Source organism: Vibrio sp. 1288 (genome assembly GCF_033344475.1).
The window spans coordinates 1-589 of the sequence record NZ_JAWPOX010000831.1; the positions used below are offsets into that span (position 1 = coordinate 1).

Sequence of the window (589 nt, forward strand, 5' to 3'; positions counted from 1 at the left end):
CAACGCTTTCACTCCGTCACTGATGGCAATCATCGCGTGAGGGTGGCTCAAATAATCGTCCAAACTCATCTCTTGATTCGCCAAAGGATGCTGTTTGGACAGTAAACACAACACTCCAACGCGACCAAGAATCTCGCTACGCAGCGGCTCTACGGGGCCAGTTGGGCGACAAATGGCGAGATCGGCCCCTTCATAAGTCAACTGATCGGATAAACGGTCATGCTGCAAAGGCAAAAAGTTAAACGACACATTCGGCGCTTCTTGATAAATGCGCGGTAAAGCAAACGGCAGAATGGTTTGCATAGCGTAGTCCGTGGTCGCGATGGTGAACGTCTGATCGCACTGCTGAGGATCGAACTCGACGGGCGACAACAATTGGCGCAGCGATTCCAACGGTTCACCTAAAGAGCGATCAATTTCTAGCGCTTTTTGGGTTGGGATCAAGTGCTGACCTTGGCGCGTAAACAGCGGATCGCCAAGCAGATCGCGTAATCGCCCTAACACACGACTCATCGCCGATTGGCTTAAATTAAGGCGAGTTGCCGCCTTACTGACGCTGCTTTCTTCAATCAGTACACGCAACGCGACT

Annotated in this window: 1 protein-coding gene; it reads right to left on the reverse strand. The window is 51.6% G+C overall.

The window, feature by feature from the left end:
- The coding region (locus R8O11_RS29615) for a LysR family transcriptional regulator (RefSeq protein ID WP_318195178.1) at positions 1-589 on the reverse strand (589 nt) is incomplete at both ends.